The organism is Kribbella sp. NBC_00889 (genome assembly GCF_045207705.1).
Lineage (GTDB): Bacteria > Actinomycetota > Actinomycetes > Propionibacteriales > Kribbellaceae > Kribbella.
The window spans coordinates 1,939,876-1,960,889 of sequence record NZ_CP108783.1 but is presented as its reverse complement, the minus strand read 5'-3'; the positions used below and the strand labels follow the sequence as shown (position 1 = coordinate 1,960,889).

Below are 21,014 nucleotides of genomic sequence, written 5' to 3'. Positions count from 1 at the left end.
GACACCACCATCGATAGGGTTCTGGCATGACTCGGGCGGCGGAGGAGACGTGGCGGGCGCGGGTCCGCGGATGCTTGCTGGGCGGGGCGATCGGGGACGCGCTCGGTGGTCCGGTCGAGTTCCAGGACAGCGCAACGATCCTGGCCAAGCACCCGGAGGGCGTCCGTTCCTTCGTTGCCGGAGGCGACGCCGGCTGGCCGCCGGGGACGATCACCGACGACACCCAGATGACCCTGTTCACGGTCGAGGGACTGATCCGGGCCAGCGTGCGCACCGACCGCGGCCTCGGCTTCACGGTCGCCGTGCTGCACCATGCCTACGACCGCTGGCTCGACACCCAGACCCTGCGCCGACCGAGCGGTGAGCGCGACGGCTGGCTGCAGGCCGAGCAATGGCTCTACGTACGACGTGCGCCCGGTACGACGTGCCTCAACGCGCTGATGTCGGCCCGCAACGGCCAGCCGAAGATCCGGCAGTTCGGCGACCAGGCCCTCAACGACTCCAAGGGCTGCGGCGGCGTGATGCGCGTCGCGCCGTTCGGTCTGATGCCCGCGATCTACGGCACCGAATGGGTCTTCGACTCCGCCGCGACCGCGGCCGGCTACACCCACGGCCATCCGACCGGCAAGCTCGCATCGGGTGCCCTGGCCGCGATCATCCACGAGGTGTGCAACGGGGCCGACCTCGATGCGGCGCTCGACACCACGATGGCGATGCTCGCCCAGCACGAAGGCAACGAAGAGACCAGTACGGCGCTCGCCGCGGCGCGACGTACCGCGGCTGCCGGAAGGCACGGACCGGCGACGATCGAGCAGGAGCTGGGCGGCGGATGGATCGCCGAGGAGGCATTGGCCATCGCCGTCTACGGGGCACTTGCCTACCCGGGGCCCGAACAGTTCCTCGACGCCCTCGCACTCGCGGTGACCCACACCGGCGACAGTGACTCCACCGGCGCGATCTGCGGCAACATCCTGGGTGCCCTCCACGGTGAGACAGCCCTACCCGCAGAGCTCGTCTTCACCGTCGAGGGCCGTTCGGTCATGCTGCAGCTGGCCGACGACTTCGCCCTGGAGTTCGTCAGCAACCGCCGCCTGCACGGCGACTACGGACCGGAGACGCCCTGGCGATTCCGCTACCCGGGCTGGTGAATCAACGCGCTTGAACCGACCGGGGTGGTGGGGTGGGGTCGGCAGTTGAATGGCCAGCTTGTGGTGGAACACGTTGCGCGGGTCCCATTTCGCCTTGAGCTGCTGCAGCCGCGGGTAGTTCCCGAGGTAGTACAGGTGGCCGGCCCGATCTTCTCACCGCCGCCGACGGCACCGCTCGCGGCACCACCGGCGACCGCGGCGGACGCTATCCGACGTACAACCGCTCCAGCGGACCGCCGAGCAGTACGCCGCCCAGAGCGCCGATCAACATGAACGGCCCGAACGGAACCATCTGCTTGCGCTTCATCCCCCTTGCCACGATCAACACGATCCCGACCAGCGCACCGATGAAGAACCCGCCGTACAACCCGCTGACGAACTCTCCCCAGCCGAGCCAGCCGAGCGCCAGTCCGAGCAGCCCGGACAACCGGACGTCGCCGAATCCGACCCCGCTCGGGAAGACGAACCACAGCACGTAGAACACCACGAACCCGATCACGCCCGCGATCGCGGCCCGGCGTAACGCACCCCAGTCCCCCGACCCCGCCGAGGCGCCGACCAGCGCGACGCCGACCACGGCGTACGTCGGCCAGATGATCGCCGACGGCAGGAACCGCGTCCTCGCGTCGATGTAGCCGAGGACCGCGCCGGAGATCGCCATCAACAGCCACGCCGGCAACACCGCGGAGGTGCCGAGCATCCACCCGAGCAGCCCACCGGACACGGCCGCCAGGGCGCCACACCAGTACGCCGCCTGCGGCCCGGCCAGGTCGGCGTACGGGATTTTGGTATCGCCTTCCTCGAGCAACGGCTCGGGGATCCGCCGCAGCAACCAGGGACCGAGCACGAACGCGGCAGGTCCGCAGAGGACCACACCGGCCCCTGCGGCGAGCAACGCGTTGTCAGCCGGCACGATCCAGGAGCCTAGACGATATCGGTCGGTCGCCCCGGACGGCCTGTGGACGACCGCCGGACCAGCACCCGCGCGATCACCGCCGCACCGACGCCGATCAGCAGTACGCCGCCGAACAGGACGCCGATCGTGCTCAGCAAACCGTCGTTGCGGGTCACGTACTCGATCCGCTGGAACTCTTCATCGGTCGCCGCCCGGCCGAAGGTGAAGTCGCTGGAGATCTTGCTCGGGTCGCGGTAGGTAACCGTGTACGCCGTCAGGAAGTCGGCCGGCGCCGTCATCGCGTCGTCCTGGACCCGACCGGCGTACAGCAGCTCCGGCCGCACGTCCGCGTCCGGCAGGGTCGTCGCGTCCACGCGATGCGCCGACGCGACGTACACCGTGACCGTCTGCGCGGTCGACGCGCCCTTGCTCAGCCGCATCGGTAGACGATCCGGTCCGACGCGAACGTCAACCGCAGCGGCGGCGTCGCACCACTCATCGACTCGCCGTCGGTCCGCGGTGCCAGCTTCACAGCAACGATCTCCCAGTTCTCACTGAGGTACGGCGTCAGGTTCGCCGCCAGCCCAGCCGGTACGACGTACCCGTTCGTGCGCAGCCAGTCAGTCACCGCGGAACCGGTCGAGCCGCCGAGCCGCGCGACCTGGAACGGGCCGAGCACCATCTGCTCGCGCACGTTCACCCCGGAGGCCGGTGCCGCGGCACCGGCCGTGTCGCCGCCCGCCATGATTCCGAGGTTGCGGAACGGCCAGTAGGTCTTGCGGACCACCACCTTCGGCCGGGTCATGTGGTTCAAGCGGTCGAACAGCGCGGTGTCGCCGAGTTCGACCTTCGCCGCGGCGGGCACCGGCATGATCCAGGCCGCCTTCTTCGACGACCCGTTGATCGCCATCGACAACGTGATCTGCTCGGTGCCGGCGTCGTGCCGGACGAATGCGTTCTCGCCGTACGCCCGGGCGAGCGACTGGGCGTCGGGCAGGTAGCCGCCGCAGGCGCACGCCCAGGCGGGGGTCACGCCGGCCGCGACGAATCCGGCCGCCACCATTCCTGCGAGAACTCGCCACAATCTCATGGCGGGAGAGTAGCTAGCCGAGGGTGTAAGCAGTGTGGAAGAAGTTCGCCGGGTCGCATTTCTTCTTGACCGTCCGCAGCCGCGCCAGGCTCGCACCGTAGTACGTGCTCACGGCGCGGCCGGTCTCGACGTAGTTCACATAACCGCCGGCCGGCTGCTTGGCCGCCTGCCCACCAAGCGGGTCGATGATCGCCGACGCCGGCGTCTTGGCCCGCGCGGCTGCCTTCACCGCACCGAGCAACGCGGTGATCGATCGGACCGTTGCCTTCGACCCCACAAACGACTCGAGCTGTGCCGCGGCGGCCGACGCGTTGCCGGTGGTGGAGATCCCGAGCACGTGGATCGACAGCGCTCCGTTGCTCCGGGCATCGATGTGCAGATTGCCCCAGGAGGTGACCGGCGCGGTCTGGGCGAACCTCTGCCAGCCGCGGACCGCAGCCGCCGCCGTCGACTCCGGCCAGGTCAACCGGAAGAATCCGATCTTGGCGGCCGGGATCGTGGCCATCCGGAACGACGTGACCACCCCGAGGTTCCCGCCGCCGCTCCCCCGCAGCGCCCAGAACAGGTCCGGATCGACGGCCGCGCTGACGTTGTGCGCGGGTTGAAGAGCTGGTGCGAGGCGGCGTACCCGGACGACGCAGGAAGGTACACGCGGCCCGCCAGTGAATGGGCGAGGCTGTTCCAGTTCGGGGCGCCGGCACTGGCGTCCTTGGTGTCGGTGCAGCTTGTCAGCGCGGCGGCGGCGAGAACTCCGCCTGCCTTCAGTACCGTCCGGCGGTCAAGCTGGCTCACGATCGTCGAGCTCCTCACGGGCAGCGGACCTCATGGCCGCCAGTGGTGCGGGCGACCTACCGGTCATCATCTCCACCTGGAGGATCGCCTGATGCACGAGGAGATCAAGGCCGTTCAACAGCTCTGTACCGATCCGGTGCGCCGCGATCGCGAGCTGCGTCGGCCACGGGTGGTACGCCACGTCGAACACCACCGGCGCGACTCCCGCGAAGTGGTGGGCCCACGGATCGACGGCGCCTCCGGGCAGCGTCGAGACGCACAGATCGAACCCACCGATCTGCTCGACCTGGGAGAAGTCCGCGACCGAGGTCTTCAGCCCGAGCTCGGCCGCCAGGTCCAGCAGCCGCTCGGCCTTCGAGAGGTCGCGTACGACGACTGTCACCTCGCTGACCTTCAGTCCGCGCAACGCGGCCAGCGTGGACGCGGCGGTCGCGCCACCGCCGAGCACGACGGCCGAATCCGCGGCGGTGATCCCGCGCTCGGCGAACGCGTTCACCAGCCCGGGGACGTCGGTGTTGTGCGCCGAGCGGGATCCGTCCGGCTCGAACAGCATCGTGTTCGCCGCGCCGATCAGCTCGGCGACAGGGTCGACGGTGTCGACGAGGTCCAGCGCGACGCGCTTCAGCGGCATCGTCAACGACAGCCCGCGGACGTCGTTCCCGAGTGACGCGACGAATGCGCGCAACTCGTCTTCCCCGACCTCGTAGGCGTCGTACCCCCAGTCCAGGCCGAGCCCGGCGTACGCGGCCCGGTGCATCGCCGGCGACAGCGAGTGCGCGATCGGCGAACCGAGCACGGCACAACGGGTCATCAGCACCGGCCCTTGTGCGCCGCGCACCAGGTCTGCAGCTTCTGCACGTTCTGCAGGTGCTCGTCCGCCGAGCTCGCGAACGCCGTCTCGCCGGTGTCCAGGTTGACCAGCGTGAAGTACATCCACGAACCCGCGGCCGGGTTGATCGCGGCCCGCAGCGTGTCCTTGGTCGGCGAGTTGATCGGCGTCGGCGGCAGCCCTCTCACCTTGTAGGTGTTGTACGGCGAGTCGATGTCGCGCTGCTCGGACGACGTGAACACCCCGCCGTTCCTGCCGACCACGTAGTGGATGGTCGAGTCCATCTGCAGCATCTTCCCGGCCTGCAGCCGGTTGTAGATCACGCGCGCGACCTTGGCGTAGTCCTGCGGCCGGTTGGTCTCGGCACCGATGATGCTTGCCACGATGACCGCCTGGTACGGATCCAGCTTCTTGCGCTGAGCGGTCTTCACCAGGTCCTGCGCGGCCGCGTTCTTCGCGTACTGCGCCGTCATCAGCTTGAGGATCGTGTACGCCGTCGCACCCTTCGGGATGTCGTACGTTCCCGGGTACAGGAAGCCCTCGGGGTTGTTCTTGGCGTACGCCGGCAGGCCGAGCGCGGCGGGCTTGGCCATCGCTGCGGCGGCGGCGCCGGCCGGCAGCTTGAGCTTCGACTTCTGCAGGGTGTCGCTGACCTCGGCCTTGGTCTGGCCGGAGCGGAAGCTGATCCGGGTGATCAGGATCGACTTGGCCGGGTTCAGCATCAGTTCGAGCGCGGCCTTGGCCGACATCTCCTTGCGCAGGGTGTAGGTCCCGGCCTGCACCTGACGCGACCGCGGATCGTCGCGGGCGGCCCGCTCGAACGCGCGAGCACTCTTCACCACGCCCTTCTTCTCCAGCGTGTCCGCGATCGACTGCGAACTCTGGCCCTGGGTGATCTCGACGACCACGGAGCCGGTGCCGTCGCCGCTGTAGTCCGGCGCCGCGAACATCTGCTCGAGCGCGTCCTTGCCCTTGCCGAAGCCGATCACAGCGCCGACGACCAGCGAGCCGACGACCAGCAGCGAGATCAGTCCGGCGAAGCAGCCGAACCCGCGCCGGGCGCGGGCCTTGCGGCGGTTCGCCCGGCGCTCGACCCGGCCCTCCGGCCGCAGTCCGAGGCCGGCGCCCAGGTCTTCGCTCTCGTTCAGATCTTCGTCCAGCGATGGTCTGTTCACAGGGGCCTCCCGGGCGGGTTGCCGGACTCGCGCTCGAGGTCGAGCGCGTGTTGCAGAATCACGACCGCCGCGGCCTGGTCGACCACCGCGCGTCGTTTGGAACCCTTCTTGCCCCGTTCGCGCAGCATCCGCTCGGCCGTCACCGTGGTGAACCGCTCGTCCACCAGCCGCACCTCCGGCCCCGCGTTCCCCTCCCGCACCTTGTCTCGCACCTGTTCCGCCGTCTCCCGGATCTTCACCGCCGCCGGCCCCTCGCCCCCGGACAGGGAGCGGGGCAGACCGACCACGATCTCGAACGCCTCCAGTTCGGCGGCGAGTGTGGCGATCCTATCGAGATCACCGGGGCCACGGCGGACCGTCTCCACCGGAGTGGCGAGGATTCCGTGCGGATCACTGCTGGCGACGCCGATCCTGGCGTCGCCGATATCCAGCGCGAGCCGCACGCCCCGGCGCATCAGCGTGCCTCCGGGTGTGCCGATCGGACCATCAGGGTCAACCCGTGACCAGCTGGCCGACGGTGTGTTCCACCGCGCTCAGCGCGTCGTCGGCGCCCGCCGGATCGGTGCCGCCACCCTGCGCGACGTCGTCCTTGCCGCCGCCGCGACCACCCAGCTTCTCGGCCGCGACCCGGACCAGGTCCCCCGCCTTCAGCCGCCACTCGCGAGCGGTGTCGTTGAGGGCGATCACCACGCCGGGCTTGCCGTCGTTCACGCTGAGTACGGCGATGACCGCGGGCTTGTCGGCCGGCATCCGGCCGCGCACGTCCAGCGCCAGCTTGCGCAGGTCGCCACCGTTCACGCCGTCCGGCGCGCGATGGCCGACGTACTGGACTCCGAAGACGTCCTTCGGGTTCGCGGCGAGCTCGGCGCCGGCGGCCAGGACCTGGCCGGCCCGGACCCGCTCGAGCTCTTTCTCCGCGGCCCGCAGCCGCTCGGACAGGTCCGCCACCTTCGCGGGCAGCTCCTCCGGGCGGGTCTTCAGGTTCTCGCTGAGCAGCCGGATCAGCGCGCGCTCGCGGCCGAGGTAGTGCAGCGCCTCCATACCGACGAACGCCTCCAGCCGGCGCACACCGGCACCGACCGACGCCTCGCTGGTGATGGTCAGCGCACCGACCTGCGACGAGTGCTTGACGTGCGTGCCACCGCAGAGCTCACGCGACCAGGGGCCGCCGATCTCGACGACGCGGACCGACTCGTCGTACGTCTCGCCGAACAGCGCCAGCGCGCCCCAATCCCTTGCCTCCGGCAGCGACATGTACTGCGCCGAGACCGGGAGGTCCTGGCGGACGGCGAGGTTCGCGACCTCTTCGATCTCGGACCGGGTGGACTGGTCCAGCGCCGACGACCAGGCGAAGTCGAGCCGCAGGTAGCCGGGCTTGTTGTAGGAACCGCTCTGCAGCGCGTTCGGGCCGAGCACCTGGCGCAGCGCCGCGTGCACGACATGCGTGCCGGAGTGTGCCTGGCAGGCGGAGACGCGCCACTCGTGGTCGACCTCGGCGTGCACGTCCTGGCCGGGCCGCAGTACTCCCTCGACGACCTCGACCCTGTGCACGATCAGACCCTTGACCGGCCGCTGGACGTCGAGCACCTTCAGCTTCACGCCGTCGGCCACGATCAGGCCCTCATCGGCGATCTGGCCACCGGACTCGGCATAGAACGGCGTCTTCTCCAGCACGACCTCGACGGTCTCGCCCTGCTCGGCGGCGTCGGAGACGACGCCCTCACGCAGCAGGCCGCGGACCTGGGAGTCGGTGGACAGTTCCTGGTACCCGGTGAACTCGGTGACGCCCTTCTCGCGCAGCTCCCGGTAGCCCGAGGTGTCCGCGTGACCGGCCTTCTTCGCGCGCGCGTCCGCCTTGGCCCGCTCGCGCTGCTCCTTCATCAGGGACTTGAAGCCCTCGGTGTCGACCTGCAGGCCCTGCTCGGCGGCCATCTCGACGGTCAGGTCGATCGGGAAACCGTAGGTGTCGTGCAGCTGGAACGCCTTCGAGCCCTCGAGCTGGTGCGCACCGCCGGCCTTGGTCTCGCGCACGGCGACGTCGAAAATGCTCGTCCCGGCCGTGAGAGTACGCCGGAACGCCTCCTCCTCGGCGTACGCGACCTGGCTGATCCGGCCGAAGTCGGGCTCCAGCTCGGGGTACGACTTCTTCATCTGCTCGAGGCTGACCGGCAGCAGCTCGACCAGGCTCGGGTCCTCGTAGCCGAGCAGGCGCATCGAGCGGATCGCGCGGCGGAGCAGCCGGCGCAGCACGTAGCCGCCCTGCTCGTTGCCAGGGTTCACGCCGTCGCCGATCAGCATCAGCGCGCTGCGGACGTGGTCGGCGACCACACGGAACCGTACGTCGTCGACGTGGTCGGCGCCGTACTTTCGGCCGCTCAGGTCGGCGGCCCGCTCGATCACCGGGTAGATCTCGTCGATCTCGTACATGTTGTCGACGCCCTGCAGCAGGTACGCGACGCGCTCGAGGCCGAGACCGGTGTCGATGTTCTTCTTCGGCAGCTCGCCGAGGATCTCGTAGCCGTCCTTGCCGCCGCCCTCGCCGCGGATGTTCTGCATGAAGACCAGGTTCCAGAACTCCAGGTAGCGGTCGCCCGCCTCCCAGTCCCGGTCGGCGCCGAACTCCGGGCCGCGGTCGATCAGGATCTCCGAGCACGGGCCGCACGGGCCGGGGATGCCCATCGACCAGAAGTTGTCCTTCATGCCGAGGCGGACGATCCGGTCGTCGGGCAGACCGGCGATCCGCTTCCACAGGTCGATCGCCTCGTCGTCGTCGTAGTACACCGACGCGTACAGGACCGACTCGTCGAAGCCGTAGCCGCCGTCGTTCTGGGACCGGGTGACCAGGTCCCAGGCGTACTCGATCGCCTTCTCCTTGAAGTAGTCGCCGAAGGAGAAGTTGCCGTTCATCTGGAAGAACGTGCCGTGCCGCGTGGTCTTGCCGACCTCGTCGATGTCGAGGGTGCGGACACACTTCTGCACACTGGTCGCCCGCGGGTACGGCGGCGTCTGCTGGCCGACGAAGTACGGGACGAACTGGGCCATGCCGGCCACGTTGAACAGCAGGTTCGGGTCCGGCGACGGCAGTGGCGCACTGGGCACCACGGTGTGGCCCCGGTCCTCGAAGTACTTCAGGAACCGCCGCCTGATCTCACTGGTTTCCATGGGTGTTACCGGTAATCCTCACGCTGCGTCGTGTCAGTTGGGTTGGGTGCGGTGTCGATGCCCAGCGCGTCACGCAGCTCCGTCTCGCGCTCGGCCATGCCCTCGCGGACCTCGTCGCCGAAGTGCCGGACCGCCGCCGCGAGCTTGGCCGCGGACTCCTGCAGGCCCTCCGGCGCGAGCACCTGGGCCCGCTTCTTCAACCGGGTCACCGCATAGACACCGACAGCGATGCCGATGATCAACCAGAAGATCCGCTTCACCGGACGTCACCCCGCTTGCGCGCCTTGCGCTCCGCTTTCATTTCTTCCTTCACCCTCCGGGACACATCCCGGCGCTGGCTCTCGCCCAGTGCGCGGCGCACGCCGTACGTGAACGCGGCCGCCTTCACCAGCGGGCCGCCGGCAGTGGCCGAGAACAGCGACATCAGCGCGGCCGCGTTGGTGGTCACGGTGGTCGCGTTGTCGGTGATGGTGTCGACCTTGGCCAGCTGAGCGTTGGTCGTCGACACGGTGGTGGTCACCTCACCGAGCAGCGGGACAGTCTCGTTGGAGACGCCCTTCACAAGGATCCGGGTCTCGTCGAAGACCTTGCCCAGCTTCAGGATCGGATAGGCCAGCAGGCCCACCAGGATGAGCAGCGCGCAGGCGGCTATCAACCCGGCGACTTCACCGACGCTCATGGAAACGATCCACCTTCCCGTTGCGACCACGTGGACCGCCCGACCTTATCGCGCGGCGTAGTCGCACTCCGCTCCAGGACACCATCCCTCACATCACAGTCGCCCACCAAACCGCGTCATCCGGGGGTCGGGGTGCATGACACCGGCATGACACTGGCATGGCCACTGGCAAGGCCACTGGCATGGGCACTGTCAGGGGCTCGGCGTCGGGTGGGCGTGGGTGTTGCTCGGCTCCGGCGTACTGGGGCTCGGCTCGGCTGGAGTGGCGCTCGGCTCCGTCGGAGTGGTGCTTGGCTCCGTTGGAGTGGTGCTTGGCTCCGTTGGAGTGGTGCCGGGATCGGTCGGGCTGCTCGGGCTTGGTGTGGTCGGCTGGGTCGGTGTGCTCGGCCGGGTCGAGGACGGCTCCGACGGTGCAGGGCTGGCCGGCCGGCCTGGCGGCTGGGTCGAGGAGGGCTTCGTCGGCGCGGTCGAGGTCGACCGCGGCGACGCTGATGGTGACCACGGCGGCTCAGGTGCGCTCGGAGTCGCCGCGGGCTGCGTCGGGGTGAACCAACCCGCCGCGGGGTTGGCGAGTCTCTCCTTGCTGGCCGTGGGCTCCTGCGTGGGACTCGCCGGCCCGGAGTGCGGCCGGTATCCCGTGAAGTCGCCGTACGGCGACTCGGACGCCGTCTGCGTGGACGTGCTCGGCGACGACGCCGCAATCGGCGGTGTGCTGCTGGTCGAGTCAGGTGACTTGAACGGCACGAAGATCAGCAGGCCGGCCAGCACCAGCACGATCGCCGCGAGTCCGGCGATCTTCAGTGCGGTCGGTCTTCCGGTTTTTCGATGACGGGCGAAGGGAGGGTTGTACTGCCTCAAAACGACGAGCCTTTCACCCCCAGGTCGTCTGGAATCCTACCGACCTGGTTCATCCGCTTGAGCAGGCCCCCGCCGTACTCAGTCGAAGCTGACGATGAGTGTCTGCACGGTTCCGTCGGGTGCCCAGCTGAGGTCCATCGTGCCGGTGTCGCCGCCGGCCCAGCGGAACTTCACGGTGTCGCCGTCCGCTCCTTCGAGAGTCATCGTCTCGGTCGGCGGGTTCTCCCGGTACGCCGCGGCGATCGCCGTACGGCCCTCGAACGGCCCGGCCGGGACACCTACGAAGGACATCCGGGCGTCGGCGGCGAAACGCTGGGCGAACGTGTCCCAGTCACCGCTGGTGACGGCGTGGTTGAAGGCGTCCACGTGCTCGGTGGTCCGGCTCACTTGCGGTCCCTCAGGATCTTGCGGATGTTGGCGACCCGGTCCGCGTACGCCGCTTCACCGCCACGACGGGTGGGCTTGTAGTAGTCGGTGCCGTCGATCACGTCCGGCGCGTACTGCTGCGGGACGATGCCGCGCGGGTCGTCGTGCGAGTACTGGTACGAGCTGCCGTGGCCGATCTTCTTCGCCCCCGCATAGTGGGCGTCGCGCAGGTGCGGAGGGACCGGGCCGACCTTCCCCGCCTTCACATCCGCGATGGCGGCGTCGACGGCCATGATGACCGCGTTGGACTTGGGTGCCAGGGCGAGCGCGACCACTGCCTGGGCAAGGTTGATCCGCGCCTCGGGCATGCCGATCAACTGCACCGCGTCGGCCGCGGCCACCGCGACACCGAGCGCGGTCGGGTCGCCCATGCCGATGTCCTCACTGGCCGAGATCACCAGCCGGCGCGCGATGAAGCGCGGGTCCTCCCCGGCCTCGATCATCCGGGCCAGGTAGTGCATCGCCGCGTCCACGTCCGAACCACGGATCGACTTGATCAACGCCGACGCCACGTCGTAGTGCTGATCCCCGGCCCGGTCGTAGCGCACCGCGGCCCGATCGACCGCCGTCTCCAACGTCTTCAGGTCGATGACCTTGGCGTCCTTGGCCCGTGCACCACCGGCCGCAGCTTCCAGATAGGTCAGCGCCCGGCGCGCATCTCCCCCAGCCATCCGGAGCAGGTGCGCCCGCGAGTCCTCGGCCAACTCGAACTCGGCATTCAGCCCGCGCTCGTCGGTCAGCGCCCGATCCAGCAGTACGGCGATGTCGTCGTCGGTGAGCGACTCGAGGGTGAGAAGCAAGGACCTCGACAGCAGCGGGGAGATGACAGAGAAGAACGGGTTCTCCGTGGTCGCGGCGACGAGCGTCACCCAACGGTTCTCGACACCTGGCAACAGCGCATCCTGCTGCGCCTTCGTGAACCGGTGCACCTCGTCGATGAACAGCACCGTCTCCACTGCACCCGAGGGCTTGGAGAGTTCACGGCGCGCGCCGTCGATCACCTGCCGGACGTCTTTCACGCCCGCGGTGACAGCCGACAGCTCGACGAACTTCCGGTTGGTCTGATGCGACACGACCGCCGCGATCGTCGTCTTGCCTGTGCCGGGAGGACCCCAGAGCAGCAGCGACATCGGCTGGTCACCCTCGACCAGCCGCCTCAGCGGTGACCCGGGGGCCAGCAAGTGCTGCTGCCCCACCAGCTCGTCCAGACTCCGCGGCCGCATCCGCACGGCCAACGGAGCGGCAGTGTGGTCGACGTCGGCGAGGCTGCCACCCCCACGAGCAGGGGCAGGCGCACCTGGCAGATCGAACAGACCGTCACTCACGCCCTGAGCCTAACGAACCGCACCGACACTCGGATCGGTCGAGGTCAGGAGCGCTCCGCCTGGTCCACGAATCGCCGCGGGCCGAAGACCAGGTGAATGGTCCCGCTGCGCCGAAGCAGCACATGGGTCGGGATCTGCAGAGCCACGATGGTGGCCACCGTGATCACCGGCTCCAGCGCCGGTACGACGGACAGCGGCAGCGTGTACGTGAGCACGACCCGGATCACCGCGTCGACGATCGAGAAGATCCCCCAGAGCACCGTGATCCGCCGCCAGGCGAGCCGGAAGCGCGGGTCCTCGTCGTACAGGCGGTCCATGATGGCCGCCCGCCTCGGCATGATCGCCCGGGTGAAGGTGTAGCAGAGCGGCTGAGGATGCCTGAGCGACCACAGCGTCACGCCTGCGAACGGAAGACTGATCCAGGCCCCGCGCACGAGCAGGACGCGAGCATCCCCACCCAGCCACGCCACGACCGCGCTCCCGACCAGGCTGAAGATCACCGCCGTACCCACCAGGTCGGCACGGCGTTGGCGTACGAGCGAGGCAATCGAACTGACCAACGCCGGCACGGTGCTGATCAGCAGCGCGGTCACGTTGCTCACGCCTGCAGCTCGCAGGCCGTAGAACAGCGCAACTGGGATCGCGATATCGAGAACGAGGAGCCACGGGCTGCCGGACCGGGAGGACATGACCCGAGACTCGCCCAGGGGTCCACCACCCGGCATCGGGCCGACGGCTGCCCCTACCGAGCCCTTCGGACCACCCCCTAGACCAAAGTCGGGGGCCCGCTACTTCTTGCTGTCCTTGGGGTGGTCTTCCTCGTCGTCGGCGTCCCGCAGTTCCTCGGGCAGCTCGTCGTCATCGGCCTCGTCGTCCGCGTCCCGCAACTCCTCCGGGAGTTCGTCCTCGTCGAACTCCTCCGGAAGGATCTCCTCGGCCTCAGCCACGGACTCGGGCTTGATCGCGTTCCGAAGCCGCCCGAGGATCCGGTCCGCCTCGGTGCCGAACGGGTTGTCGTTGATCAGATACGTCCAGGTCGCTGTGGGCCGCGGCACGCCCGACGCCGCCTCGTCCAGCCCCTCCGACGTGATCTCAGCCGTCTTGAACGTCTCGACCGCGTCGGTCCACGAGTCCGCGATCAGCGTGTCGAACGACGCGATCGCCGACTTGTTGAACTCGTCGATCGGCTTCAGGTGCACGATGCCGCCGGCCAGCGACCGCAGGTGGATGCCTTCGCGCAGGTCGGCCAGGTACGCCAGGTGGTCGGTCCAGCGCCGGTCCAGGTGGTGCAGCGCGATCCGCCGGGCCGCGTCCTTGACCGTGTCCTCGCCGACCTCTTCGACGAGTTCGTCGTACCGCTCCTTGGCCTTCTCGGCCAGCTCGGTGGCGGCGAGGTCCTCGGTGAGCACCTTCTCGCGGGTGTCGAGCAGGATGGCGCGCTGCTGCCCGGTGAGCCGGTGGTACGACCAGGTGGTGCGGTGCAGTTCCGCGTTGGCGCCGTCCGCGACCCGCTGCGCGTGCTCGAGGACGCCGAGCGACTTGCGGTCGGTGAGCCGACCGGTGTCGTCGGGGTGCGGCCGCAGACCGGACGAAACCGAGTACCGGGTGACGAGCTCGTCGGCGAGGCTGGCGAAGAACAGCGATCCGCCCGGGTCGCCCTGGCGTCCGGCGCGGCCGCGTAGCTGGTCGTCCAGCCGTCGCGACGCGTGCAGGCCGGTGCCGACGACGTACAGGCCGCCGAGCTCGATGGCCTTGTCCTTGTCGTGCGACTCGTCCCGGCCGCCGAGCCGGATGTCGGTTCCGCGACCCGCCATCTGGGTGGACACGGTCACCGTCCCGGGTACGCCGGCCTCGGCGATGATCGCCGCTTCCTCGGCGTCGTTCTTCGCGTTCAGTACGACGTGCGGGATCTCGGCCGCCTCGAGCCGGTCGCTCAGTTGCTCCGACTCCTCGACGCTGTGGGTGCCGATCAGGATCGGCCGGCCGGCCTCGTGTACTTCGGCGATGTGCTCGACCAGCGCCACGTTCTTCTGCTCGACCGTCAGATACAGCCGGTCCGGATCGTCGACCCGGATGTTCGGCTTGTTCGGCGGTACGACGGCCACGTCGACCTCGTAGAACTCCTGCAGCGACTCCCCGACGACAACCGCCGTACCGGTCATGCCGCACAGAGTCTTGTAGCCCTTGACCAGGGCCTGCACGGTGATGCTGTCCAGCACCTCACCGGAGTCGCTGACCGGCACGGCCTCCTTGGCCTCGACCGCGGCCTGCAGGCCGTCGGGCCAGCGCTGCAGCTTGGCGATCCGGCCGCGGTTGTTGTTGATCAGGCTGACCTTGCCGTCGCGGACCAGGTAGTCGACGTCCTTGCGCAGCAGCACCTCGGCGTGCAGCGCGACGTTGATCTGGGTCAGCCGGTCGAGGTTGTCGTCCTCGTACAGGTTGATCCCCTCGAGCGCCGCCTCGACCTTGTCGGTGCCCTTGTCCGTCAGCGCTACCGTCCGGCCGTCGCCGTCGATCTCGTAGTCGACCCCGGCGCGCAGCGTCCGGACCAGCTGGACGACGTCCTCGTCGAGCTCCTCGGTCCGGGTCGCACCGGCCAGCACCAGTGGCACCCGGGCCTCGTCGATCAGCACCGAGTCGGCCTCGTCCACGAGCGCCACGTCCAGCTCGGCCGTGACCCGGTCGGCGACGTCGTTCACGAGGCGGTCCCGCAGTACGTCGAACCCGACCTCGCTCACCGGGACGTAGCAGACCTCCGCCTCGTACGCCGTACGCCGTTCGTCCGGCGTGGACGCCTGGCCGATGTGCGACACGGTGACCCCGAGCAGCTCGTACACCGGGCCCATCCAGTCGGCGTCGCGGCGGGCCAGGTAGTCGTTCACCGCGAGGATCTGGACCTTGCGGCCGCCGATCGCGTATCCGGCGGCGGCGATCGCACCGGCCAGCGTCTTGCCCTCACCGGTGGCCATCTCCACCACGCGGCCCTGCAGCATCGCCAGCGCGCCGACGACCTGGCCGTCGAACGCCCGCTCGCCGATCGCCCGGTTGCCCGCGTCCCGGGCCAGCGCGAGGAACTCGATCTGCTCGTCCTCGTGCAGTCCACCGGTCGTCCGCAGTTCGCCGACCGCCTCGGTGAGCTCCTCGTCGGTCAGAGCCAGGACGGATTCCTCCGCCTCACCGACCAGCTGGGTGAGCCGCTCGTACGGGCCGAGATCGATCGAACCGGGGCGCTGCAGCAGCCGACGGAAACGTGACGCGATTTTCAGTGCCATGATGACCGCAACGTACAGCGTCGCGCCGTCGTTCCGTAGCACACCCCCGGGTGTCAGCTCCCGGCGCCGTCAGCTAGCTGGTTCCCACTCGTACGGCGTGGTCGTCGTGACGCCGTACAGACCCAGCTTCTGCAGGATCGGGCGGGAATCCTCGGACGCGTCCACCCGCAGGAATTCGTAGCCGCGCTCCTTCGCCAGCCGCGCCCGGTGCGCGAGGACCGCGCTGTAGAGCCCCTGCCGTCGCCACTCCGGCAAGGTCCCGCCGCCCCAGAGGCTGGCGAACCCGGTGCCCGGATGGAACCGAACCCACGCCGCGGTCAGCGCCGGTCCGTCCGGTCCCTTCAGGGCGTCCTCGACCAGGAACACCGACAACCGATCCGGGAACATCCGCGCCTCGGCCGCGAGCCGCTCCTCGATCCGCTCGAGCCCGTTGTGCCACAGCGTGTCCATCAGTACCGCGATCCGGTGGTAGTCGCCCGGACCGTCGGCCTCCCGCAACCGCACCTTCGACGGCAACGCGGACGGCCGCTGCAGGACCCGGTCCACCTCGCCGAGGATGAGCGTCTCCGGCTCACCCTTGACGAACCCTGCCCGGGCCAGCCGGTCACCGAGGTCGGCCGGCTCGTCGTACGCGTACGTCTTCCACTCGAACGGCAGGCTGCGCTCGCGGAAGAACTCCACCTGGCCGGCGATCACCGCGTCCGGATCCTCGCCCAGGCCGCGCGGCGTCTCGACGAACCCGGCGCCGTCCGGCCCCTCGACGTACGACCGGTGCACCAGACCGTCGTGCTCCTGCTTCCAGCCGGGGATGGTGTCCGCGTCCGGCAGGCGGATCCGGCGGTGGAACACGTCGAGCAGCTCATCGGGGGTCATCCGCACATAGTGCCCGATCGACTACCTGAAATCACCAGGCTCGAAAGCCAACCAGTTGGCCACTGGTCTCGTCCAAGTAAGTGTCCTCAAAGGGGGGAACACATCATGAACATCCACCGCATCACTCGCAAGACGATCCTTGCCGCAGTCGCCGTCATGGCGATCCCCGCGGCCGCGATCGCCGCACCCGCCGTCATCAACTCGGCCTCCGCCCCCCGCACCACCTCGGCCGCAGCCGTCGCTCTCCCGTCCTGCCCGAGCGGCTGGGGATCGTTGCCCGAGGCAAACAGCAGGATGACGCAGGCACCTGTCACCGCCGTCCGCACCGGACGGCACGCCTGCTACGACCGGCTCGTCGTCGACATCCGCGGCCGCGTGGCCGGGTACGACGTCCGCTACGTCCCGAACGTCTACACCGACGGCGAGGGCGCCCTCGTCCCGCTGCGCGGTGGCGCGAAGCTGCAGTTCGTCGTCCGCGCTCCGGCGTACGACGCAGCCGGTCGTCCGACGTACACCCCGGCCAAGCCACGCGAGCTGTCCAACGTGGCGGGCTACAGCACCTTCCGTCAGGTCGCGATCGCCGGCAGCTTCGAGGGGCAGACCACGATCGGCGTCGGCGTCCGCGCCAGGCTCCCGTTCCGCGTCTTCACGCTGGCCGGCCCCGGGTCCAGCACCCGAGTCGTGCTCGACGTCGCACACCACTGGTAACAGACCCCCACCCCAGCGGTCGCCCGGATTCTCCTCCCGGGCGACCGCGTCGCGTTCGGCTACACCAGCACGCGGTTGAGCAGGTCGAAGAAGGCGTTCGCCAGAACCAGTTCGTACGGATCGCCGAGCAGAGCGGCCAACTCCGAAATGTCCGACGGGGTCCACGACCACGCGTTGATCCCGCCGGAGATGAACAGCGGACTCGCGCCGTCCCACTGGGCGACCCGGGCGTCCAGCGCGGCCTTGTACTCCCCTGCCTTGCCCGGTGCACCCCACTGCCCGACGATCGGCAGACCGCCCTGACGGACCGCCAGCAGATCGCCGTCCCAGGTCTGCATGATCCCCTTCAGCGGGGTGTACTTCGCGAATCCACTGGCGATCTCCTCCGAGAGCAGGATCCACTTGTCGTTCTCGCGGCTGCTGTACGAGTACACCAGGTCCATCCCGGTGGTCCGCAGCATCGAGCCGGTCAGCTGCAGGTACTGCGGGAACTGATCGGCCGCCCATGATCCCGGGTAGGTGTAGCCCGCGCCCGACGGGCCGCAGACCAGGAGGTCGTTGGCGGTCGCGGTCCGCTGGAAGTAGCTGAACAACCCGGGCCCGGTCTCTGCGAGCAGCGGGCTGATCGTCCAGTTGGCCGGCGCCTCGCCCCGCTTCGGGTCGTCCCACAGGTCACGCATGTGGCGCTGGCAGTACTGGATGTTGTCGCCCTCACCGAACGTCAGTGTCAGGTAGACCTTGTTCTGCGGCTTGCTGATCCGCCGGATCGGCCGGACCTTGTCCGAGATCGGCGCCGTGAACCCGGAGTGCACGGTGCCGTTCATGTAGAAGTCCGCCGCGATGACGGGCGAACCACCTTGCGAGGCGAGGTCGACGCCGTCCCACTCGCCCGACACGTCGTTGGCGAACCAGCCCATGTACGGCGCGAGCGTCGGCCACTTGGCGAAGTGCTCGATGAGCAGTTCGCCGGTCTCACCGGCCGGTGGCAGCCAGCTCACCAGGGCTTTGGTGGCCACCACGTAGTCGCGGAAGTACGGGAACGGCTCGATGCGGGTGGGCGAAGTATCGGTGGCCGTGACCAGGTACTGGTTCCACATCGTCACGGTCACCACCAGGGACGTCGTACCGGCCGGTGGTTCGAACCGGTAGATGAAGTAGCCGCCGCCGTCACTGAAGCGGTTGGCGTCCCCACCGATCGACGAGTGGACACCGTCGAACAGGTACGGCTCCTCCTCCGGCGTACCGGGCAGGAAGTGCGCGATCTCGGTGCCGTTCGCCTTGACCGTGACCTCGGAGACCGACGGGCCCCAGCCGTCGTCGGTGAACGAGTCCTGGAACCGGACGAACACGGCCTCCTTGCCGAGCTTGGCCGAGACGTCGAGGTCGTAGTTGCCCTTGTTCGACGAGTCCCGGATCTGCTCGGTCTCGCGGGCGATCTCCGTCCACTGGACGTTCTCGACCGGGACCACCCTGGTCGGTGGCAGGCCGGCGAGCAGCTTGTGGGTGACCCGCGGGAACAGGTTGTCGAGCTGCCACCGGTAGGTCTTCACCCGGTCCTCGTCGAACATCCCGCGCAGGTCCTTCACGATCCGCAGCCCGTGCGCGTTGACCTGGTCCGCGTCGGCGACGACGGCATTCTCCAAGCCGGCCAGGGTTGTGGCGACGTTGAGCGAGTCGGGTACGGCGGAGTCGTACACGATCGCACCGCGGACGCGGTTGCGGTACTTGGCGACCAGGTCCAGCGGGTTCTTGTACAGCTTGGTGGGCAAGTGCATGTCGGTCAGCCACTTGGCGTCCGGCGTGCTCATGGTGCCCGTGTCGTAAAGGAAGTACAGCTCGGGCTCGGTACGGTTGACGACGCCTTGCAACGTTGTCAGCAATGTCTGGTCACCACCGCTGAGTTTGCTGACGTCGCCGTAATCCAGGTGGTTCGGGCGGCTGAACACCGGCAGCAGCCGAGCGGGGCTGCCGGACGTCGATGAAGTCGCAGCATGTGCGCTGGATGCGAGGCCCGGAACCAGTCCGAACCCACCCGCGGTCACTGCACCGCTGCCCGCCAGGAACGTTCGTCTCGACACCATCGTGACCACTCCCTGTCGTTGACATCGATGTCAAATCAGGCGGGACAGTAGCAACCCCACGACACTGTGTACAGAGCTCACTACACCGTTCCCGCAAGAATCTGGAATCGTTTCCGACAGACCGTGTTGCCCGAACGATCTTCGGAAACAAAAGTGCACCCAGCGACGAGAAGTTTCCGATGATCGGCCCACGCGCGTACCCGGTACGCTGCCGGCGACCCGTGCGGAGACTCGGAGGCGGCTCCCACAACCGACAAGTCAGGTTTCGGGGGTGGTGGGGATGGTGCCGGCGTCTACTGCTGCGGCGAGGCGGCTGTGGTCGCGGGCGTTGATGTCGGCGTAGGTGAGGGCGAAGTCGGCGATGGCCTCGTCGAAGACCTCGGACTTGCCGAGGTAGCCGGCGATGGCGATCTCGTCGCCTCCCCGGCCGTGGGCGCGGGCGAGGGTCCAGCCGCACATCCCGCCGTACACGCCGAGGCCGCCGGGGGTGAGCTTGGCGGGGTCGATCGAGCCTTTCATGTCCCACAGTTGGCGCACGTAGTAGTCGAAGCCCCGCGGTCCGGTCGTCCAGCCCAGGAAGATATCGGGAAGGGACTGCAGGAGCCGTTGTCCGTCGACCACGCGCCGGCCGTGGTGCGGGAACTCGCTGGCGGCGACGTACGGCTCCAGGACGCTGGCCTCGGCTTGCTTGACCTGGAGGAACAGCACGTCATGGGCCCCCTTGCCGCGGAGCAGTACGACGTAGCAGCGGGTGCCCACGCTGCCGACACCGACAACCTTGCGCGCCATGTCGACGATCTCGAACTGGTCGAACAATGCCCGGCGGTCGTCGGCGAGCGTGTGCCGGAAGTCGTCGACGGCCTCCCGAATGCCGGCGGCGACTCGGTCTGCGTCCGCCGCGGCGAACAACTGGCGGATCGGGAGGAGTAGCGGCGGGTGGCTGGCCAACTGTACCCCGGCGCCGCTGCGCACGCAGAGCTTGGCGAACGCACGCAGGTTGTCGTGCGACTTCGCCTTGGCGAACACCTTGTCCAGCCTGGCGGGGGTCAACTTCGGCGCCGTGGTCCCGAACTCCGTTTCGAGGCGGCCGATGATGTTGCTCAGCTGCGCGGACGACAGGTGCAGGTACCACAGGTCGAGGGTCGCCAGCTCGGCGAACGTGATCATGGCTTCGCGGTACTCGCGGACCGTGTCGCGAGCCGCTTGGCGCTGCTGCTTCAGCGTGAAGCCGTTCTGCCGGGCGGCGACGGCGACGCTGGCCGCAAGCCGTTTCATGTCCCATTCCCACGGGCCGGGCAGGGTTTCGTCGAAGTCGTTGACGTCGAAGACGAGGTCGCGCTCCGGTGTTCCGAACAAGCCGAAGTTGACCAGGTGGGCGTCGCCGCACACCTGGACGGTGATGCCGCTGCTCGGCGTACCGGCCAGGTCGTTCGCCATGATCCCCGGGCCGCCGCGGAAGAATGCGAACGGCGAGGCCAGCATCCTGCCGTAACGCACCGGAACCAGCACCGGATCCCGGGTAGCGGCCTGGGCCTGAAGAATGTCGAGCGGATCCGGCCGATCGAGCGCCGGTTCCCAGTCACCGTGCGAACGACGCGACACCCGCCGACGGGCGGCCCGGCCATCGGCCTTCCGCTCCTGCACTCCGGGAACCGCGGCACCCGCGGTACCCAGCCCACCCCCACCCATACCTCCACACTG

At 68.8% G+C, this 21,014-nt stretch carries 19 protein-coding genes and 2 pseudogenes; 3 read left to right on the top strand and 18 right to left on the bottom strand.

The genetic code is table 11. The features are described from left to right. Nucleotides 1-26: 26 nt before the first annotated feature. On the top strand, nt 27-1,148 hold the full coding sequence (locus tag OG817_RS09625; RefSeq protein WP_406053333.1) for an ADP-ribosylglycohydrolase family protein: 1,122 nt from the start codon (nt 27-29) through the stop codon (nt 1,146-1,148). Nucleotides 1,149-1,208: 60 nt separating this feature from the next. Here the strand turns inward: OG817_RS09625 and OG817_RS09620 are convergent. From OG817_RS09620 to OG817_RS09570, 11 genes and pseudogenes are all read right to left on the bottom strand, one after another. Further along, nucleotides 1,209-1,283, bottom strand: a pseudogene (locus OG817_RS09620) (BBE domain-containing protein); the annotation flags it as partial. A 70-nt stretch (nt 1,284-1,353) separates the two neighbouring features. After that, entirely contained in the window at nt 1,354-2,061 is a 708-nt protein-coding gene (locus OG817_RS09615; protein WP_406053332.1) for a prepilin peptidase, read from the bottom strand. Between the two features lie 11 nt (nt 2,062-2,072). Next, nucleotides 2,073-3,106, bottom strand: a pseudogene (locus OG817_RS09610) (DUF2330 domain-containing protein). A 40-nt stretch (nt 3,107-3,146) separates the two neighbouring features. Further along, nucleotides 3,147-3,656: a BBE domain-containing protein gene (locus OG817_RS09605; protein WP_406053331.1), complete on the bottom strand. Its 510-nt coding sequence runs from the start codon at nt 3,654-3,656 to the stop codon at nt 3,147-3,149. Then, nucleotides 3,596-3,925: a twin-arginine translocation signal domain-containing protein gene (locus tag OG817_RS09600; RefSeq protein ID WP_406053330.1), complete on the bottom strand. Its 330-nt coding sequence runs from the start codon at nt 3,923-3,925 to the stop codon at nt 3,596-3,598. The genes OG817_RS09605 and OG817_RS09600 overlap by 61 nt, the downstream gene beginning before the upstream one ends. Next, entirely contained in the window at nt 3,912-4,736 is an 825-nt protein-coding gene (locus OG817_RS09595; protein WP_406053329.1) for a shikimate dehydrogenase, read from the bottom strand. Before OG817_RS09595 ends, OG817_RS09600 begins: the two co-directional genes overlap by 14 nt. Next, complete coding sequence (mltG, locus tag OG817_RS09590) at nt 4,736-5,929, bottom strand: endolytic transglycosylase MltG (RefSeq protein ID WP_406053328.1); 1,194 nt, start codon at nt 5,927-5,929, stop codon at nt 4,736-4,738. The genes OG817_RS09595 and mltG overlap by 1 nt, the downstream gene beginning before the upstream one ends. Beyond that, on the bottom strand, nt 5,926-6,384 hold the full coding sequence (ruvX, locus tag OG817_RS09585; RefSeq protein WP_396393198.1) for a Holliday junction resolvase RuvX: 459 nt from the start codon (nt 6,382-6,384) through the stop codon (nt 5,926-5,928). The genes mltG and ruvX overlap by 4 nt, the downstream gene beginning before the upstream one ends. 37 nt (nt 6,385-6,421) lie before the next feature. Continuing rightward, nucleotides 6,422-9,091: an alanine--tRNA ligase gene (gene alaS, locus OG817_RS09580; RefSeq protein ID WP_406053327.1), complete on the bottom strand. Its 2,670-nt coding sequence runs from the start codon at nt 9,089-9,091 to the stop codon at nt 6,422-6,424. A 5-nt stretch (nt 9,092-9,096) separates the two neighbouring features. Then, complete coding sequence (locus OG817_RS09575) at nt 9,097-9,351, bottom strand: DUF6167 family protein (protein WP_406053326.1); 255 nt, start codon at nt 9,349-9,351, stop codon at nt 9,097-9,099. Beyond that, nucleotides 9,348-9,770: a DUF948 domain-containing protein gene (locus tag OG817_RS09570; RefSeq protein ID WP_396393195.1), complete on the bottom strand. Its 423-nt coding sequence runs from the start codon at nt 9,768-9,770 to the stop codon at nt 9,348-9,350. Before OG817_RS09570 ends, OG817_RS09575 begins: the two co-directional genes overlap by 4 nt. A gap of 220 nt (nt 9,771-9,990) precedes the next feature. On the opposite strand from OG817_RS09570, the gene OG817_RS09565 reads away from it, so the two are divergent. Then, nucleotides 9,991-10,599, top strand: a complete 609-nt coding sequence (locus OG817_RS09565; RefSeq protein WP_406053325.1) for a hypothetical protein — start codon at nt 9,991-9,993, stop codon at nt 10,597-10,599. A gap of 107 nt (nt 10,600-10,706) precedes the next feature. Here OG817_RS09565 and OG817_RS09560 read toward each other — a convergent pair whose 3' ends face one another. From OG817_RS09560 to OG817_RS09540, 5 genes are all read right to left on the bottom strand, one after another. Continuing rightward, complete coding sequence (locus OG817_RS09560; protein ID WP_406053324.1) at nt 10,707-11,015, bottom strand: nuclear transport factor 2 family protein; 309 nt, start codon at nt 11,013-11,015, stop codon at nt 10,707-10,709. Beyond that, nucleotides 11,012-12,379 (bottom strand): replication-associated recombination protein A, encoded by a 1,368-nt coding sequence (locus tag OG817_RS09555; RefSeq protein WP_406053323.1) that lies wholly within the window; start codon nt 12,377-12,379, stop codon nt 11,012-11,014. Before OG817_RS09555 ends, OG817_RS09560 begins: the two co-directional genes overlap by 4 nt. A 44-nt stretch (nt 12,380-12,423) precedes the next feature. After that, nucleotides 12,424-13,068, bottom strand: coding sequence for a VC0807 family protein (locus tag OG817_RS09550; RefSeq protein ID WP_406053322.1), 645 nt, complete (start codon nt 13,066-13,068; stop codon nt 12,424-12,426). Nucleotides 13,069-13,167: 99 nt separating this feature from the next. Further along, on the bottom strand, nt 13,168-15,651 hold the full coding sequence (gene secA2 / locus OG817_RS09545; protein WP_406053321.1) for an accessory Sec system translocase SecA2: 2,484 nt from the start codon (nt 15,649-15,651) through the stop codon (nt 13,168-13,170). Between the two features lie 69 nt (nt 15,652-15,720). Then, a complete protein-coding gene (locus tag OG817_RS09540) occupies nt 15,721-16,524 on the bottom strand; it encodes a GNAT family N-acetyltransferase (RefSeq protein ID WP_406053320.1) in 804 nt (267 codons plus the stop codon). Between the two features lie 105 nt (nt 16,525-16,629). Between OG817_RS09540 and OG817_RS09535 the strand changes: the two genes are divergently transcribed. Further along, nucleotides 16,630-17,232: a hypothetical protein gene (locus tag OG817_RS09535; RefSeq protein WP_406053319.1), complete on the top strand. Its 603-nt coding sequence runs from the start codon at nt 16,630-16,632 to the stop codon at nt 17,230-17,232. Nucleotides 17,233-17,291: 59 nt separating this feature from the next. On the opposite strand, the gene OG817_RS09530 is transcribed toward OG817_RS09535, so the two are convergent. Continuing rightward, nucleotides 17,292-19,313 carry a GxGYxYP domain-containing protein gene (locus OG817_RS09530; RefSeq protein ID WP_406053318.1) on the bottom strand — a complete coding sequence of 674 codons (2,022 nt, stop codon included), beginning with the start codon at nt 19,311-19,313 and terminating at the stop codon, nt 17,292-17,294. Nucleotides 19,314-19,571: 258 nt separating this feature from the next. Then, on the bottom strand, nt 19,572-21,002 hold the full coding sequence (locus OG817_RS09525; RefSeq protein WP_406053317.1) for a DUF2252 domain-containing protein: 1,431 nt from the start codon (nt 21,000-21,002) through the stop codon (nt 19,572-19,574). Between the last annotated feature and the right edge of the window lie 12 nt (nt 21,003-21,014).